This window comes from Klebsiella sp. HMSC16C06 (genome assembly GCF_001808325.1).
Taxonomy (GTDB): domain Bacteria; phylum Pseudomonadota; class Gammaproteobacteria; order Enterobacterales; family Enterobacteriaceae; genus Klebsiella; species Klebsiella variicola.
In genome coordinates, this window is the sequence record NZ_KV792984.1 from 38,134 (window position 1) to 54,757 (window position 16,624).

The window sequence follows — 16,624 nt, forward strand, 5'->3', positions numbered from 1 at the left end:
CCAATCATCGGCCGGTACAAATAAATACCGATGGGGTGGGTCGCTTAACCAACAGACCAGCGGAGATTTGGCCGTTATCCCGGGAGCGGTTGTTCGGCGGACTCGGCCGCCGGCACGGCACTGTTTCTGGCCGGAATAATATATCCCGAATATCACGCGTTGCCGTATTAATTCTTGCGATAATGCACAACGAGTTTTAGCGTCATTTATTCTCACGCATTAGTATGAGAATAAGTAAAAACGCTGAGCGGGTTAATCGTAAATTAAATAATAATAAATTGTCGACTCCGTGGGTAATTTGTACTGTATGCGCTCGGGAATAAATAAAAAGGAATGCCCATGTCTGAAAAAGGATTACAGAGTTTGTGCATTACGCTCGGCGTGATGATTATCTTCTGGTTTGCGTTAATCTCACTATTCTGGGTGGTGATATTTTAAACCTATCCCGTGCTATGACGGGACGCGACTGCCGCTGCAGATATAACAGTTACAGCAAACTATGATTTTTTTATAACTGATATATGATAATGGGAGGTTATCGTACGGGGACGGCCGCAATGAAAAAGTATCAACAGCTGGCGCAACAGCTGACCGAACAGATCGCGCTTGGCGTCTGGTTGCCTGGCGATCGGCTGCCGTCGCTGCGCGAGCAGGTGATCAGCAGCGGCATGAGCTTTATGACCGTCAGCCATGCCTATCAGCTGCTGGAAAGCCAGGGGCGCATCGTCGCCCGTCCGCAGTCGGGTTATTATGTCGCCCCTCAGCCGGTGAAGCTTAGACAGCCGGCGCCGCCTGCCCAGGTGACCCGCGATGAAGCTGTCGATATCAATACCTATATCTTTGAGGTGCTACAGGCCAGCCGCCAGGCGTCGATGCTGCCCTTTGCCTCGGCCTTTCCGGACCCGCGTCTCTTCCCGCTGCAGCAGCTTAACCGCTCGCTGGCGCAGGTGAGCAAAACCGCCACCGCCATGAGCGTCATTGAGAACCTGCCGCCGGGCAATGCCGAGCTGCGGCACGCCATTGCCCGACGCTATGCCCTGCAGGGGATGAACATCTCGCCGGACGAGATCGTGATTACCGCCGGGGCGCTGGAGGCGCTTAACCTCAGTCTGCAGGCAGTGACCGAGCCGGGCGACTGGGTGGTGGTGGAAAACCCCTGTTTCTACGGCGCCCTGCAGGCGCTGGAGAGGCTGCGCCTGAAGGCGCTGTCGGTGGCGACCGACGTCAAAGAGGGCATTGACCTGACGGCGCTGGAAGCGGCCCTGCAAAATTACCCGGTCAAGGCCTGCTGGCTAATGACTAACGGACAAAACCCGCTCGGCTTCACCCTTAGCCCCGAAAAAAAAGCGGCGCTGGTGGCGCTGCTGGCGCGCTATAACGTGATGCTGATAGAAGATGATGTCTACAGCGAGCTTTACTTTGGTCGCGAGAAACCGCTCCCGGCGAAATACTGGGACCATCAGGATATGACGCTGCACTGCAGCTCGTTTTCAAAATGTCTGGTGCCCGGGTTTCGTATCGGCTGGGTGGCGGCCGGCAAACAGGCGCGGCGGATCCAGCAACTGCAGCTGATGAGTACGCTCTCCACCAGCTCGCCGATGCAGCTAGCCCTGGTGGATTATCTGTCCACCAAGCGCTATGACGCCCACCTGCGCCGTTTGCGCCGCCAGCTGGCGGAGCGTAAACAGCTGGCCTGGCAGGCGCTGCTGCGCCATCTGCCGCCGGAGGTTATCGTCCACCACAGCGACAGCGGCTACTTTCTGTGGATTGAACTGCCGGAAGGGGCCGACGCCAGTGAGCTAAGCGCCCGGGCGCTGGCCTCGCACATCAGCATTGCCCCAGGAAAAATGTTCTCCACCTCCGCCAGCTGGACCTCATTTTTCCGTTTTAATACCGCCTGGGGCTGGGGGGAACGCGAAGAGCAGGGGGTGAGGCGGTTGGGTGAACTTATTCGTGAGCAGCTTACCTGACGACTCAGGCTATTTTCCGTCGCCATCAACTCTCGGCAAAAATAAACGAGGGTGAGTTTTTATTGAGGCCGGTCATTATTTTACCGGCGCTCATCATAGGAAATACGCATACCCCTCCTTTTTCTCTAACTCGTTGTCTATAATCCATAAAGTCCTGCTTGTGTTGGCGATTTTTGCGTAATGCGTCCCTGGTCACAACCTGAATAAATTCCCCAGGGGGCGTTAATCCGCTGACTACCCTTATTTCAGGAGATATTTTTACGGCACGGCTGCCGCTAATTACCTTGTGACAGGAGTAACACCTGATGAGCAAAAAATTTGCCCGTTGCAGCCTTTATGTGCTGAGCATGGCCTGTTTGACCGTGCAGGCGGCGGAGCCACTCACCTCGCTGGATAAACCGGAAGGGCGGCTCGATATTATTGCCTGGCCGGGGTATATCGAACGCGGCCAGACAGACAAGCAGTACGACTGGGTCACTCAGTTTGAAAAAGAGACCGGGTGTCAGGTTAATGTCAAAACCGCCGCTACCTCTGACGAGATGGTCAGCCTGATGGCCAAGGGGGGCTACGATCTGGTGACCGCGTCGGGCGATGCCTCGCTGCGTCTGATCATGGGCAAACGCGTTCAGCCGATTAATACCGCGCTGATTGCCGGCTGGCGCACCCTCGATCCACGCATTGCGCAAGGGGCATGGTTTAACGTCGGCGGTAAAGCCTACGGCACGCCGTATCAGTGGGGGCCGAACCTGCTGATGTACAACACCCGTGTATTCCCGACGCCGCCGGACAGCTGGAGCGTGGTCTTCGTTAAACAGAACCTGCCGGACGGCAAAACCAATCAGGGACGCGTGCAGGCCTATGATGGCCCGATCTATATCGCTGACGCCGCGCTGTTTGTCAAAGCCACCCAGCCGCAGCTGGGGATCGAAGATCCCTATCAACTGACCGAAACCCAGTATAACGCGGTGCTGAAAGTACTGCGCGACCAGCAGCCGCTGATCCATCGCTACTGGCATGACGCCACCGTACAGATGAACGACTTCAAAAACGAAGGGGTGGCCGCCTCCAGCTCGTGGCCCTATCAGGCCAACGGCCTGAAGGCTGAAGGCCAGCCCATCGCCACCGTGTTTCCGAAGGAGGGGGTGACCGGCTGGGCGGATACCACCATGTTGCACAGCGAAGCGAAGCATCCGGTCTGCGCCTACAAATGGATGAACTGGTCGCTCACGCCGAAGGTGCAGGGCGATGTGGCGGCGTGGTTCGGCTCGCTCCCGGTGGTGCCAGAGGGGTGTAAAGCCAGCGCGCTGCTCGGTGACAAAGGCTGTGAAACCAACGGCTATGACCAGTTTACCCGGATCCATTTCTGGAAAACGCCGGTTGCCGAAGGCGGGAAATACGTACCCTACAGCAGATGGACTCAGGACTATATTGCGATAATGGGCGGCCGCTAAGGACGGGAGGCAGACAATGACGTACGCGGTCGAGTTTCAGAATGTATCGCGCCTGTACGGCGATGTGCGGGCCGTAGATGGGGTTAGCATAGGCATTCGCGATGGGGAATTTTTCTCGATGCTGGGGCCCTCCGGTTCGGGTAAAACCACCTGCCTGCGGCTGATTGCCGGTTTCGAGCAGCTCTCCGGCGGCACCATCCGTATTTTCGGTCAGCCGGCCAGCGAACTGCCGCCCTGGCAGCGGGATGTGAATACGGTGTTCCAGGACTATGCGCTGTTTCCCCATATGTCGATCCTCGACAACGTCGCCTACGGCCTGATGGTCAAAGGCATGGCGAAGAAAGCGCGCCATGCCCGCGCCCAGGAAGCGCTGGAAAAGGTGGCCCTTGGCTTTGCTCATCATCGTAAGCCTTCTCAGCTCTCCGGCGGCCAGCGGCAGCGGGTCGCTATTGCCCGGGCGCTGGTGAACCAGCCGCGGGTGCTGCTGCTCGATGAGCCGCTGGGTGCGCTGGATTTAAAGCTGCGCGAGCAGATGCAGGTGGAGCTGAAAAAGCTGCAGCAGTCGCTGGGGATAACTTTTATCTTCGTGACCCACGACCAGAGCGAAGCGTTGTCGATGTCAGACCGCGTGGCGGTGTTTAACAATGGGCGCATCGAACAGGTGGATGCGCCGCAGGATCTCTATCTGCATCCGAAGACCGCGTTTGTCGCTGGCTTTGTCGGCACCGCCAACGTTTTTGAAGCCGAGGCGGCCCGGCGATTGTGCGGCATGCCGGGTAGCTGGTCGCTGCGTCCGGAGCATGTTCGCCTGCAGGGCGGCGGCGAGGTTCAGGTTCAGGGCGTAGTGCAGGCGGTACAGTATCAGGGGGCGGCGACGCGGATTGAGCTCAGGCTGGCGGAGGGGGACAAGCTGCTGGTCAGCCAGGCGAATATCGATGGCGCGGCGGCAGCCAGCGCCCCGCGAATGGGGCAAACGGTGCTGGCGTCATGGTCGCGGTCTGCGATGACCCCGCTGGAAAGCGGAGGCTGAGATGACCATGGCGATGATTCCTGCGCAGGCCGGGCGCGTATCCGGGATCTTCTGGCGTCGGCCAGCATTGGGCCTGTTTTTACTGCTGCTCGGGCCGCTGATGTGGTTTGGCATCGTCTATCTGGGATCGCTCCTGACCCTGCTGTGGCAGAGTATTTATACCTTTGACGACTTCACCATGTCGGTGACCAGCGACTTTACGCTGGCCAACCTGCGGGCGCTGTTCAATCCCGCCAATTACGACATTATTGTCCGTACCCTGGTAATGGCCCTGAGTGTGACGCTCGCCAGCGCCATGCTGGCGCTGCCGATGGCCTGGTACATGGCTCGCTATACCAGCGGCAAAATGAAGGCTTTCTTTTATATCGCTGTGATGCTGCCGATGTGGGCCAGCTATATCGTCAAAGCCTACGCGTGGGTACTGCTGCTGGCCAAAGATGGTGTGGCGCAGTGGTTTCTGGGCCATCTTGGACTGGAAGGGGCGCTGAATGCGCTTCTGACCGTCCCGGCGATCGGCGGCAACACCTTGTCCACCTCCGGGCTGGGACGCTTTCTGGTGTTCGTCTACATCTGGCTGCCGTTTATGATCCTGCCGGTGCAGGCGGCGCTGGAGCGCATTCCGGGCTCCTTGCTGCAGGCGTCGGCCGATCTTGGCGCCGGGCCACGACAGACCTTCCGCTATGTGGTTCTGCCGCTGGCTATCCCTGGTATTGCCGCCGGATCGATTTTCACCTTCTCGCTGACGCTGGGCGACTTTATCGTGCCGCAGCTGGTCGGGCCGCCGGGGTACTTTATCGGCAACATGGTCTACTCGCAGCAGGGGGCGATAGGCAATCTGCCGATGGCGGCGGCGTTCACCCTCGTGCCGATCGTGCTGATTGCCCTTTATCTGGCGTTCGTGAAACGTCTGGGAGCCTTCGATGCACTCTGAACGCGCACCCTGGTATCTGCAACTGGCGACCTGGGGCGGCGTGGTGTTCCTCCACTTCCCGCTGCTGATCATTGCCATCTATGCTTTTAATACGGAGGATGCGGCCTTCAGCTTTCCGCCGCAGGGGCTGACGCTACGCTGGTTTAGCGAGGCAGCAGGGCGTAGCGATATTCTCGAATCCGTGACGTTGTCACTTAAAATTGCCGCCCTGTCGACGGCCATTGCCTTAGTACTTGGCACGCTGGCTGCAGGTGCCCTGTGGCGCAGCACTTTTTTTGGTAAGAATGCGGTATCGCTACTGCTGCTGTTACCGATCGCCCTGCCGGGGATCATTACCGGCCTGGCGCTGCTGACGGCGTTTAAAGCCGTCGGTCTCGAGCCGGGGCTACTGACCATTGTGGTGGGGCACGCGACCTTTTGTGTGGTGGTGGTCTTTAACAACGTCATTGCCCGCTTTCGTCGGACCTCGTGGAGCCTGGTGGAAGCCTCGATGGACCTGGGCGCGACCGGCTGGCAGACCTTTCGCTACGTGGTGTTGCCCAATCTGGGATCGGCGCTGCTGGCGGGGGGAATGCTGGCCTTCGCCCTGTCGTTTGATGAAATTATCGTCACCACTTTTACCGCGGGGCATGAGCGAACATTGCCGCTGTGGTTACTGAATCAGCTGGGGCGGCCGCGCGATGTGCCCGTCACCAACGTTGTCGCGCTGTTGGTGATGCTGGTAACGACGATACCAATCTTAGGGGCCTGGTGGCTCACCCGCGACGGCGATAACGACGCCGGAAACGGGAAATAAAACCATGAAACAGGATAATGCTATGCAACACAACCTTTTGATAAACGGTAAGTTAGTGGCAGGTGAAGGCGAAAAGGTGCCGGTATACAACCCTGCGACCGGCGATGTGATCCTGGAGATTGCCGAAGCGACAGCGGCCCAGGTCGATGCCGCCGTTGAGGCGGCGGATCGGGCGTTCGATGCCTGGAGCCAGACAACGCCGAAAACGCGCTCGGAATGCTTGCTGAAGCTGGCGGACGCTATCGCGGCGCAGGCGGAGACCCTGGCGCAGCTGGAGTCGCTGAACTGTGGCAAGCCGTTGCACTGCGTGATTAACGATGAGATGCCGGCCATTGCGGACGTCTTCCGCTTCTTCGCCGGCGCCGCCCGCTGCCTGCCGGGAATGGCCGCCGGAGAGTATCTCGAAGGGCATACCTCAATGATCCGCCGCGACCCGGTGGGCGTGGTGGCCTCTATCGCCCCCTGGAATTATCCCCTGATGATGGCGGCCTGGAAGCTGGCCCCGGCGCTGGCGGCAGGCAATTGCGTGGTGATAAAACCCTCGGAGATCACCCCCCTGACGGCGCTGAAGCTGGCGGAGCTGGCAAAAGATATCTTCCCCGAAGGGGTGATCAACGTGCTGTTTGGCCGCGGCAAAACGGTAGGCGACCCGCTGACCTCGCATGCCAAAGTGCGAATGGTGTCGCTGACCGGGTCGATTGCCACCGGCGCCCATATCATCAGCCATACCGCCTCGTCGATCAAACGCACCCACATGGAGCTGGGCGGCAAGGCGCCGGTCATTGTTTTTGACGACGCGGATATCGATGCGGTAGTCGACGGGGTACGAACCTTCGGTTTCTATAACGCCGGCCAGGACTGCACGGCTGCCTGCCGGATCTACGCTCAGCAGGGGATTTACGACCAACTGGTGGAGAAACTTGGGGCGGCGGTGGCCAGCCTGAAAATGGGCGCGCCAGAGGATGCCTCTACCGAGCTGGGACCGCTGAGCTCGCTGGCGCATCTTGAAAGGGTCAGTGCCGCAGTGGAAGCCGCAAAGGCACTGCCGCATATTAAGGTGGTCACCGGCGGTCGCCGGGCTGACGGCGCGGGCTATTACTTCCAGCCGACACTGCTTGCCGGCGCCCGACAGGAAGACGCCATTGTACAGCGCGAAGTGTTTGGCCCGGTGGTCAGCGTGACGCCTTTCAGCGATGAAGCGCAGGCCCTGAGCTGGGCGAATGATTCCCAGTATGGTCTGGCGTCCTCAGTATGGACGAAAGATGTAGGCCGTGCCCACCGGCTTAGTGCCAGGCTGCAGTATGGCTGCACCTGGGTCAACACCCACTTTATGCTGGTGAGCGAAATGCCGCACGGCGGCCAGAAACTGTCGGGCTACGGAAAGGACATGTCGATGTATGGCCTTGAGGATTACACGGTGGTCCGCCATGTCATGGTTAAGCATGGCTAAAGCATTGACCCTTTAGTGGCTGGCGATGATTGCGCGACGGTTGTGTTAGTTCGCTAATAGTCACAATGGCAAAAATTGTCAAAACTCTGCGAGGGGGATATGAGATTATTCTGATGCCCCTTCAAGAGCTAAGCCATTGTGAGTGCCGGAGATAAGCGCCGGATGGGGTCCGCCAGTCACCCAGGGCGCGTCGCGCCCGGCGGGTGAGGCGACAGCGTCGCGGTTCGCGACCGGATACTGGCCTCTGCCTGTTGGCAGGGGCTTTTTTATGCCCGCCGCGTCGCGGGATGAAGACCGAATGGCCATCAGGAAACGCATCGTCTGGCCGCCATTCAGCGCTTGGTTTTTTTGCTCGGTAAACTGGCGCTACGACGGTCACGAATATAGGAAATAAGATTATACACCGCCGCGACCAGTAGGATCAGCGCGATGACCAGCGTGATGATTCCGGACATATCCACCTCGAAATATAAAAAGCGCCCTGGCGCCAAAACATTACCAATAGTTATGAATGTAAGTATTATCTGAATGGAAGGCAAATGATATTTGTTGTCATTTAGCGCTATTTTTGGCGATTAACCGCGAGATCCACAATGAAGGGGTTATGTAACAACGGCTTGTAGCGGCCTTTTATCGTATTAAGATGGAGGCCCTGCGCGGAATATCGCATTTTTGGTGAATGCGGCGACAATCTTTTCCCCCTGAGAACGGGGACATATTATCTTTATCAGACCAATGGAATTGCCCTGAACCGAAATTATTTCACGACTATAAATAAGGATTTAATATTTGCTGTTATTGCATGATATTTGTTCTGAATATTAAATATTCCGTGAGTCCGGCCAAAATGCGGGCTGCAGGCGGGTTGCGGGTGCTCCCGGGTTTGACTTTCCGTCGCTGCTCATGCGATCATTTAGCGCATATTAGGTTTTAACGTTGATGTCGTTGTGAAAATTTTGGCTTTTATTCTGCTGGCTATCGGCGCTGTGACGCTGAGCTATGGTAACGCCCCGGCAAAACGCATTCAGGGCTGTGAGAACGCGGGAGTGGGGCAGGCCGTCTGCGCTGCCGCCGAATGGGATAGCGAACAGATGAATTTTCTGCCGCACTATAACCCGGAGCTTAATAAGGTTATTGCGGCAGGCCAGGCAGCACCTGTCGCTTATAACCTTTATAATATCGCCCGTGTTCGCGCGTAAAAAAGCAGCCCCTGGGGGCTGCTTTTTTAGGTTTCGTTGCTGAGTAAAATCATTAAAACCAGCCAAATCTCACGGACAGCAGGCTGATAAGTACGCACGCGGCGCAGACATTAATCAGAATGACGGTTTTGCTGGAGACATCCATAACGCCACCTTAATGAGTAAGTCCATAAAGGTATAGTACGGCGCCTGCGGTTGCGCTATCGGATTAAGACGAATCAGGCTTTATTCTCAATATTCAGCCCGTTTCAGAATTTGTTATACAGGTATCTCTGAATCACGACGTCATGGCAGATAATCATCCCACCATGGAACGCCCCTCAGGGAAGGAAGAGTAAGAATGACGTTATATCAAAAAATGCTGGTGTTTTACGCCATTATGGGCGTGATATGCGCCGTGATTAGCTGGTTTTTGACCAAAGAGAGCCGGGTGATCCGCCTGCTGGCGGCCCTGTTGATCGGCGCCACCTGGCCGTTCAGCTTCCCGATGGCGCTGCTCGTCTCGCTGTTTTAACCCCAGATGCCGGACGGCAGAAAAGGGTGGCGGAAAGGGTAAGGTTACTGTATAAAAAACCAGTAATTTTATCATGGAGGCATACAGGTGAACGGTTTCTTTTCTTCCGTCGCAGGCGCCACGCTGCGTTGGCTCGATCTTCCGGGAGATGGCCTCCCGGTGGTGTTTATCCACGGTCTCGGCTGCGCGTCATCCTACGATTATCCCCGCGTCGCCAGCGATCCTGCGCTGAACGGACGGCGTAAAATACTCATCGATCTGCCAGGCTTCGGCTACAGCGATAAACCGCACGACTTTAGTTACAACATACATATTCAGGCGCAAGTCGTGGAGCAGCTACTTAACCATCTGCGCCTGCAGCGCTTCGCGCTGTTCGGTCATAGCATGGGAGGAAGCATCGCCATCGAAGCGGCGGGGCTGCTGGGCGAGCGCGTGACCACGCTGCTGGTCTCTGAACCCAATCTGTTTGCCGGCGGCGGTGAGTACAGCAGGCGCATTGCGGCGCAGACAGAGGCGGCCTTTATTGCCGAAGGCTATGCCAGAATGCTGGCTGAGGAGCGCTCGCCATGGGCTGGCTGTTTGCAAAACAGCGCGCCCTGGGCCGTCTGGCGGGCCGCCAGCAGCCTGATGCGTGGCAGCGATACCCCCTGGTTTAGTCAGCTCTGCCAGCTGCACTGTCAAAAAAGGCTCATCGTCGGTGAGCTCTCCCTGCCTTATGCCGATATTGACCTGGCTGAGGCGCAAGGGATCCCGGTCGGGATTGTGCCCCGCGGGGGACACTCGATGGCGTGGGAGAATCCGCAAGGGCTGGCGCAGATCATCGCCAGCCAGGGTTAAAAGAATACCGGTTCAGAAAGGGAGTTCGCGGGGCTGGGTCTGGAGTGTTATCCAGCGCAGCTCGGTGAATTCCGCGATGCCGGCCCGCCCCCCAAAGCGGCCATAGCCCGAGGATTTGCAGCCGCCAAACGGCATTTGCGCTTCATCATGCACCGTTGGGCCATTGATATGGCAAATGCCCGTTTGCAGACGTTGCGCCACGTTCCACGCTCTGGCGCTGTCGCGGCTGTAGACCGCAGCGGAAAGACCGTATTCACTGTCGTTGGCCACCGTCAGCGCCTCTTCTTCATTCTTAACCCGAATAATCGCTTTTACCGGGCCGAAGGACTCTTCGTTCCACAGCCGCATCTCGCGGGTCACGCCGTCCAGCAAGGTCGGCGCCATGTGGGTATCGCTGGCTTTACCACCGGTTAGCAGGCGAGCGCCTTTGGCTAACGCATCGTCGATTAAGGCGTTGCAGCGGATGATGGTGTTCATATCAACCACCGGCCCCGTCAGGCTGGCGGGCAGGGCGGCGGCGCGCCTGGCCAGCAGCGGGATAAACACCTCTGCTACGGCGTTGTCGACAATAATGCGCTCGGTGGACATGCAGATCTGGCCGGCGTTGGCGAAGGCGCCAAAAACCGCGCCCGCCGCCGCTTGCTCGATATCAGCATCGTCCAGCACCAGCAGCGGCGCTTTACCGCCGAGCTCCAGCACCGCCGGTTTAAGATATTGCCCGCAGGTGCGGGCGATAATCCGCCCCACCGGCGTGGATCCGGTAAAGTTAACGCGCCGCACCGCCGGGTGGGCGATAAGCGGCTCCACCAGCGCCGGCGCATCTTCAGGCGCACAGGTAAGATAGTTCACCACCCCCGGTGGGAAGCCCGCCGCGTCAAGGGCGTCGATAATCAGTCCCTGAGTGGCCGGCGACAGCTCCGCGCCCTTGAGGATCACTGCGTTGCCGCAGGCCAGCGGCGTTGCCAGCGCCCGGGTAGCCAGAATCAGCGGTGCGTTCCACGGCGCCATGCCCAGCACCACCCCCGCCCCCTGGCGGACGCCCATCGCCAGGTTGCCCGGCACGTTGGAAGGAATAATTTGCCCTTCAATTTGGGTGGTCAGCGCCGCCGCTTCACGCAGGATATCGGCCGCCAGATGAACGTTAAAGCCGGCCCAGTGCGCAGTCGCGCCGGTCTCCGCCGCCATGGCGGCGATAAATTTAGCCTCCCGCAACAGCATATGTTCCGCCGCGTCGAGCAGTAAACGGCGTCGTTCCGCCGGAGAGGTATCACACCACAGCGGGAAGGCTTTGGCCGCGGCTTCGACGCAGCGTTTGCCGTCGGCGAGACTGGCGGCCGCGGCCACCGAGGCGACGTCGTCGTGGGCCGGGTGGCGTCGGGTAAAGGTGCGGCGGCCTTCGGCATCGTGCCACTGGCCGTCAATGTACAGATTGCAGGTGATTGTCATGGTGGAAACCTCTTGTTCTGCGGTTCCCCCAGTGTACCGGGCACTACTGACAGTGAGCGTGAGCAGGGCGGTTATCGCACATTTTTTTGCAGGAATTATGTGTGGCTCACAACATCCCGACACTTGCTGGCGTAAAAAACAGCGCTACGCCGATTAAACCAGCGATTTCAGCGTGATTTGCATAAGGTGATAGCCATTGATTATTTGCCGGGGGCGGGCGCCTGTGCTGATATTACGGTTCTTATAATCAATAATCAGGACTTATAACCATGTCTACAGGGAAAACCACGCTGGCGCTGCTGCTGAGCGCACTGCTGCCGGCCGGCGCCGCCTGGGCCGCAGGCAATGACACACTGGTCTACTGCTCAGAAGCCTCTCCGGAGTCCTTTAATCCGCAAATCGCCAGCTCCGGCCCGTCGTTCGTCGCCAGCTCGCAGGTGCTGTATAACCGCCTGGTCACCTTTGACCCGGTGAAGAACACGCCGATCCCGTCGCTGGCCACCGAGTGGCACGTCTCTGAGGATGGCAAAACCTGGACCTTTACTCTGCGTCAGGGGGTGAAGTTCAACAGCAACAAATTCTTCAAACCAACCCGCGATTTTAACGCCGACGACGTCCTGTTTTCCGTGCTGCGCCAGATGGATCCTCAGCATCCCTATCACAAGGTGTCGCAGGGGAACTATGAGTACTTCCACGACGTGGGCCTCGATAAGTTGATTAAGTCGGTGAAAAAGGTCGATGACTATCACGTCCAGTTCGTGCTTAACGAGCCGAACGCGGCGTTTCTTGCCGACTGGGGCATGGACTTCGCCTCTATTCTGTCGGCGGAGTATGGCGAGGCGATGCTGAAGAAAGGGACGCCGGAGAATGTTGATAACTGGCCTGTCGGTACCGGGCCGTATGCCCTGCAGCAGTATAAAGTGGATTCCCAAATCCGCTATATCGCCAATCCCCACTACTGGGAAGGCGAGGTGCCGACTAAGCACCTGATCTTCTCCATTACGCCGAACGTCGAGACCCGTCTGGCGAAACTGCAGACCAACGAGTGCCAGATTATTCCTGCGCCTTCGCCGGTTCAGTTCCCGGTGATTAAGGGCAATAAAGATCTGGCGCTGCATGCGGTTGAGGCGCTGAATGTCGGCTATCTGGCGTTCAACACGGAGAAAAAACCGTTTGATAATGTGCTGGTGCGCCAGGCATTAAACTATGCCACCGACAAGCAGGCGATCGTCAAGGCGGTATTCCTCGATTCCGGCAGCGTGGCGAAATCACCGATCCCGTCGACGATGCTCGGGTATAAGAAAGATCTCCCGGACTATGATTACGATCCGCAGAAAGCCAAAGCGCTGCTCAAGCAGGCGGGTCTGGAGCAAGGAGCGGAAGTAACCCTGTGGTCGATGCCGGTCCAGCGTCCGTACAACCCGAACTCGAAGCGGATCGCCGAAATGATCCAAAACGACTGGGCTAAAGTGGGCGTCAAAGCGAAGATTGTCAGCTACGAATGGGGCGAATACCTTGCCGGTATGCGCAAAGGGGAGCACGACAGCGCCCTGTATGGCTGGATGTCGGACAACGGCGACCCGGACAACTTTGCCGGCACGCTGCTCAGCTGTGATAATATCCAGACCGGCTCCAACGCCGCTCGCTGGTGCGATAAGTCCTATGACGCGCTGGTGAAGAAAGCGCTGCTGGTGAGCGATCCGCAGGCGCGTGCCAAACTCTATGAACAGGCGCAAGAGATCTTCTACCAGCAGGCGCCGTGGATCACCCTGGCGACCGGCAAGACCTTCTATGCCACCCGTAGCAACGTCAGCGGCTACCGCGTGAGCATGATGGGGAGCGATTTTTCCAAAGCGAAGCTGAATTAAGCGAAAGGAGAACCGGATGGCACATCTGGATGAGGTTATCGTCAAAGTCGATGACACCCTTGCCGAGGGCGTTATCACTCATATGAATGAGCTGCTGATCGCCCTGAGCGATGATCCACAACTCAGTCGTGAGGAACGCTATACCCAGCAGCAGCGCCTGCGCACTGCCATCGCCCACCATGGGCGACAGCATCAGGAAGAGCAGGACGCACGCCGCGAGCAGCTGACGAAAGGCGGCGCGATCCTCTGAAGATGCGCTCAGAACTGGCGCCCGGCCACCAGCCAGGCGCCCACCACCAGCATCACCGCGCCGCATACCGGCCCGATCAGCGCCCGCACCGGCACGCCGTGGGCGCGAACTAAATCCATGATCAACCCGCCAACCAGCTGGCTGGCGACCAGTACCGCAATGGTGGTGGGCGCGCCCACGGTCTGATAGCCGCTGATGCTGGCGAAGACGAAAAAGGACCCCAGCAGGCCGGGGATCAGCGTCCACCACTTCACGCTCAGGGCCAGCTCCTGAAAGCCGGCGACGCCCTGGCGCAGCAGTAACATCGTCACGAAAATAACAATTCCCACCAGCGAATTGAGCAGCATGGCGATAAGGATCGTCGACGCCGACTGGGTGATGCGCACCATAAGGGTATTCTGCACCACGAGACCAACGCCGGCGGCAACCAGACAGGCGAGGGCGAGCGACGCATTCATGCCTTACCGTCCGGGTCCTGACGCTCATCCAGCTGCAGCTGCATAAAGGTGAGATCCAGCCAGCGACCAAATTTGGTTCCTACCTGCGGCATCTGCCCGGTGGTGATAAAGCCCAGCGTTTCATGCAGATGCAGCGAAGCGTGGTTCTGCGATTCAATACCGGCGACCATCACATGTTTATTCAGCCGACGCGCTTCGGCGATCAGCGCAACCAGCAGTTTGCGACCCAGCCCTTTCCCCTGATGATCGGGGTGAACGTACACCGAATGCTCCACGGTGTGGCGGAAACCGTCAAACGCGCGCCAGTCGCCAAACGAGGAATAGCCGGTGATGACGCCGTTTTCCTCGTTCACCAGCACCGGAAAGCCGGCCAGCTGGCGGGCTTCAAACCACGCGATACGGTTGTCGGTATCCACGGTTTTATCATTCCAGATGGCGGCGGTATGCACGACGGCGTGGTTATAGATTTCGGCGATCGCTGCACAGTCGTCTTTAATGGCAGGGCGGATGGACATAGCAAACCTCAGTTTTTTGTACACTATAGTAGTACGATATTATTACAATAATGAACATCGCGCTGTCATCCGTTTTCCGCATAATTTTTACGGATGACCCGGCAAGCACGCGGCCCGACGGGCAGTTGTGTAATGGGTGGGTGCACACTATAGTATTACGTTATGAATACTATAGAAGACAACCTCAATCAGCGCATCAGTGCGCGCATCCGCATCGAGCGTGAGTCCCGCGGTTGGTCGCTGAACGACCTCGCCGAACGGGCTGGCGCCTCGCGGGCGATGATCCATAAAATCGAGCGCGGCGAAAGCAGCCCGACGGCCTCGATGCTGGGGCGTCTTTCCGGCGCCTTCGGCATCAGTATGTCGACGCTGATCGCCCGGGCGGAAATGCAGGAGGGTAAGCTGCTGCGCTTTGCCAGCCAGCCGGTGTGGCACGACCCGCAAAGCCACTATCTCCGCCGCCACGTCTCGCCGCGCAGCGATCTGCCGATCGATCTGGTGCAGATTGAGCTGCCGCCCGGCAGCGATGTGCCCATGCCGGCCTCTTCCTATGCGCTCGCCCGCCAGCTGATCTGGCTGCAGCAGGGCGAGCTGGTGTTTGTCGAAGGGACTACCCGTCATGAGATGCAGAAGGGGGATTGTCTGGAGCTTGGCCCGCCCAACGATTGTCGCTTTATCAATGAATCCGCGGAGACCTGCGTCTATCTGGTGGTTCGTCTTAATCAATCGCCATCCGGCTCTTAATGGTAAAGCACGTTGCGCATAAAGCAGCTAGCCTCAGTACAGTCTGCTAACAAGAGGAGTTTGCTATGACAGATCAACCGCAACGCCATCGCCGCTGGGTACTGGCTTCCCGCCCCCATGGTGAACCGACGGCAGAGAATTTCCGCCTGGAAGAGAGCGAGGTGCCGACGCCGGGGCCGGGGCAGGTTCTGCTGCGTACCGTTTATTTATCGCTCGACCCCTATATGCGCGGGCGCATGAGCGATGCGCCTTCTTATTCGCCACCGGTGGCCATTGGCGCGGTGATGGTAGGAGGGACCGTGAGTCGCGTGGTCAGCTCAAATCATGCCGATTATCAACCCGGCGACTGGGTGCTGGGCTACAGCGGCTGGCAGGATTATGAACTCTCCGACGGCAACGGACTGGTGAAGCTGGGTGACGACCCGAAACACCCGTCCTGGTCGCTGGGAGTTCTGGGGATGCCGGGCTTCACCGCCTACATGGGATTGCTGGACATCGGCCAGCCGAAGGCGGGCGAAACGCTGGTGGTCGCTGCGGCGACCGGGCCGGTTGGCGCCACGGTCGGACAGATCGGCAAAATTAAGGGCTGCCGCACCGTCGGCATCGCTGGCGGCGAGGAGAAGTGTCGGTATGCGGTTGAGACGTTAGGCTTTGATGTCTGCCTTGACCATCGTGCGGATGATTTTGCCGAACAGCTGGCCCAGGCCTGCCCGCAGGGCATTGACGTTTACTACGAAAACGTCGGCGGCAAGGTTTTTGACGCGGTGCTGCCGCTGCTGAATACCGCAGCGCGGGTACCGGTCTGCGGGCTGGTAAGCGGCTATAACGCCACCGGTTTGCCGGACGGACCGGATCGCCTGCCGCTGCTGATGGCGACCATCCTCAAGAAGCGCATCCGGATGCAGGGCTTTATTATCGGCCAGGATTACGGGCATCGGATCGCGGAATTCCAGCAGCAGATGGGGCGCTGGGTGCAAGAGGGGAAAATTAAATATCGCGAACAGCTGATCGACGGTCTGGATCAGGCGCCGCAGGCGCTGATCGGCCTGTTGAAAGGTGAGAACTTCGGTAAAGTGGTGATCCGCGTCGCGGCGGACGACTAGTCCGGCGGATCCAACTTACTCTGCCCCTTTTCCCGTGAGGGAAAAGGGGCATGGGAGGCGTG

At 58.4% G+C, this 16,624-nt stretch carries 18 protein-coding genes; 13 read left to right on the top strand and 5 right to left on the bottom strand.

Going from position 1 to position 16,624, the window contains the following annotated elements; translation table 11 throughout:
* The first annotated feature begins 557 nt into the window (after nt 1-557).
* From HMPREF3142_RS02535 to patD, 6 genes are all read left to right on the top strand, one after another.
* Nucleotides 558-1,970: an aminotransferase-like domain-containing protein gene (locus HMPREF3142_RS02535; protein WP_022065566.1), complete on the top strand. Its 1,413-nt coding sequence runs from the start codon at nt 558-560 to the stop codon at nt 1,968-1,970.
* Between the two features lie 305 nt (nt 1,971-2,275).
* A complete protein-coding gene (ydcS, locus tag HMPREF3142_RS02540; RefSeq protein ID WP_008804680.1) occupies nt 2,276-3,421 on the top strand; it encodes a putative ABC transporter substrate-binding protein YdcS in 1,146 nt (381 codons plus the stop codon).
* A gap of 16 nt (nt 3,422-3,437) precedes the next feature.
* Nucleotides 3,438-4,451, top strand: coding sequence for an ABC transporter ATP-binding protein (locus tag HMPREF3142_RS02545; protein ID WP_008804681.1), 1,014 nt, complete (start codon nt 3,438-3,440; stop codon nt 4,449-4,451).
* 1 nt (nt 4,452) lies between these two features.
* Nucleotides 4,453-5,382: an ABC transporter permease gene (locus HMPREF3142_RS02550; RefSeq protein ID WP_064170908.1), complete on the top strand. Its 930-nt coding sequence runs from the start codon at nt 4,453-4,455 to the stop codon at nt 5,380-5,382.
* A complete protein-coding gene (locus tag HMPREF3142_RS02555; RefSeq protein ID WP_008804683.1) occupies nt 5,372-6,178 on the top strand; it encodes an ABC transporter permease in 807 nt (268 codons plus the stop codon). The genes HMPREF3142_RS02550 and HMPREF3142_RS02555 overlap by 11 nt, the downstream gene beginning before the upstream one ends.
* Before the next feature lie 22 nt (nt 6,179-6,200).
* Nucleotides 6,201-7,628, top strand: coding sequence for an aminobutyraldehyde dehydrogenase (patD, locus tag HMPREF3142_RS02560; protein ID WP_012541560.1), 1,428 nt, complete (start codon nt 6,201-6,203; stop codon nt 7,626-7,628).
* A gap of 332 nt (nt 7,629-7,960) precedes the next feature.
* Here the strand turns inward: patD and HMPREF3142_RS27295 are convergent, their stop codons facing one another.
* A complete protein-coding gene (locus tag HMPREF3142_RS27295; RefSeq protein ID WP_004175940.1) occupies nt 7,961-8,083 on the bottom strand; it encodes a small membrane protein in 123 nt (40 codons plus the stop codon).
* A 492-nt stretch (nt 8,084-8,575) separates the two neighbouring features.
* Between HMPREF3142_RS27295 and HMPREF3142_RS02565 the strand changes: the two genes are divergently transcribed.
* Nucleotides 8,576-8,827 (top strand): hypothetical protein, encoded by a 252-nt coding sequence (locus HMPREF3142_RS02565; protein ID WP_008804685.1) that lies wholly within the window; start codon nt 8,576-8,578, stop codon nt 8,825-8,827.
* A gap of 52 nt (nt 8,828-8,879) precedes the next feature.
* Here the strand turns inward: HMPREF3142_RS02565 and yncL are convergent, their stop codons facing one another.
* A complete protein-coding gene (yncL, locus tag HMPREF3142_RS02570; protein WP_012968073.1) occupies nt 8,880-8,972 on the bottom strand; it encodes a stress response membrane protein YncL in 93 nt (30 codons plus the stop codon).
* Nucleotides 8,973-9,167: 195 nt separating this feature from the next.
* On the opposite strand from yncL, the gene HMPREF3142_RS02575 reads away from it, so the two are divergent.
* Both HMPREF3142_RS02575 and HMPREF3142_RS02580 read left to right on the top strand, forming a co-directional pair.
* Entirely contained in the window at nt 9,168-9,341 is a 174-nt protein-coding gene (locus HMPREF3142_RS02575) for a GhoT/OrtT family toxin (RefSeq protein ID WP_008804686.1), read from the top strand.
* Nucleotides 9,342-9,428: 87 nt separating this feature from the next.
* Nucleotides 9,429-10,178, top strand: coding sequence for an alpha/beta fold hydrolase (locus HMPREF3142_RS02580; protein ID WP_070611514.1), 750 nt, complete (start codon nt 9,429-9,431; stop codon nt 10,176-10,178).
* A 12-nt stretch (nt 10,179-10,190) separates the two neighbouring features.
* On the opposite strand, the gene HMPREF3142_RS02585 is transcribed toward HMPREF3142_RS02580, so the two are convergent.
* Entirely contained in the window at nt 10,191-11,624 is a 1,434-nt protein-coding gene (locus HMPREF3142_RS02585) for an aldehyde dehydrogenase (protein ID WP_070611516.1), read from the bottom strand.
* 269 nt (nt 11,625-11,893) lie between these two features.
* Between HMPREF3142_RS02585 and HMPREF3142_RS02590 the strand changes: the two genes are divergently transcribed.
* Both HMPREF3142_RS02590 and HMPREF3142_RS02595 read left to right on the top strand, forming a co-directional pair.
* Nucleotides 11,894-13,492: an ABC transporter substrate-binding protein gene (locus HMPREF3142_RS02590; protein ID WP_022064846.1), complete on the top strand. Its 1,599-nt coding sequence runs from the start codon at nt 11,894-11,896 to the stop codon at nt 13,490-13,492.
* A gap of 16 nt (nt 13,493-13,508) precedes the next feature.
* Complete coding sequence (locus HMPREF3142_RS02595) at nt 13,509-13,742, top strand: YdcY family protein (RefSeq protein WP_008804690.1); 234 nt, start codon at nt 13,509-13,511, stop codon at nt 13,740-13,742.
* 8 nt (nt 13,743-13,750) lie between these two features.
* Here the strand turns inward: HMPREF3142_RS02595 and HMPREF3142_RS02600 are convergent, their stop codons facing one another.
* The gene (locus tag HMPREF3142_RS02600) at nt 13,751-14,200 is read right to left on the bottom strand and encodes a DMT family transporter (protein ID WP_070611518.1); all 450 of its coding nucleotides are present in this window, start codon (nt 14,198-14,200) and stop codon (nt 13,751-13,753) included.
* Entirely contained in the window at nt 14,197-14,715 is a 519-nt protein-coding gene (locus HMPREF3142_RS02605; RefSeq protein WP_012541564.1) for a GNAT family N-acetyltransferase, read from the bottom strand. Before HMPREF3142_RS02605 ends, HMPREF3142_RS02600 begins: the two co-directional genes overlap by 4 nt.
* Nucleotides 14,716-14,877: 162 nt before the next feature.
* Between HMPREF3142_RS02605 and HMPREF3142_RS02610 the strand changes: the two genes are divergently transcribed.
* Nucleotides 14,878-15,459 carry a helix-turn-helix domain-containing protein gene (locus tag HMPREF3142_RS02610; protein WP_008804693.1) on the top strand — a complete coding sequence of 194 codons (582 nt, stop codon included), beginning with the start codon at nt 14,878-14,880 and terminating at the stop codon, nt 15,457-15,459.
* 65 nt (nt 15,460-15,524) lie between these two features.
* Nucleotides 15,525-16,562 carry an NADP-dependent oxidoreductase gene (locus tag HMPREF3142_RS02615; RefSeq protein WP_032733125.1) on the top strand — a complete coding sequence of 346 codons (1,038 nt, stop codon included), beginning with the start codon at nt 15,525-15,527 and terminating at the stop codon, nt 16,560-16,562.
* The last annotated feature ends 62 nt before the right edge of the window (nt 16,563-16,624 follow it).